The 314-nt window shown below is 63.1% G+C and carries 1 protein-coding gene; it reads right to left on the minus strand.

The window, feature by feature from the left end; genetic code table 11:
- Positions 1-314 (minus strand): AMP-binding protein (locus IB266_RS30540; protein ID WP_192264457.1); only part of this gene is annotated, 314 nt, incomplete at both ends.

The following is a 314-nucleotide window of genomic DNA, read 5'->3' on the forward strand; positions in this document are numbered from 1 at the left end:
CCTGTTCCTGCTGGATCAACTGGCTGAGGTAGGCCGGGTCGCGATGACCGTCCGGACGGGCGACCACCAGGGTCGCGCCGGTGATCAACGGCCAGAAGAACTCCCACACCGATACGTCGAAGCTGTATGGCGTCTTTTGCAGCACACGGTCGTTCGGGCCAATCGGGAAGGCGTCCTGCATCCAGTACAGGCGGTTCATCAAGGCGCCGTGTTCGTTCATCACGCCCTTGGGTTGGCCGGTGGAGCCGGAGGTGTAGAGCACGTAGGCCAGGTCGTTGGCCTGGACGCTGATTGGCTCGAACGCAGAGGCTTGC

This window comes from Pseudomonas sp. Pdm06, from assembly GCF_014851795.1.
Taxonomy (GTDB): Bacteria; Pseudomonadota; Gammaproteobacteria; order Pseudomonadales; family Pseudomonadaceae; genus Aquipseudomonas; species Aquipseudomonas fluorescens_AA.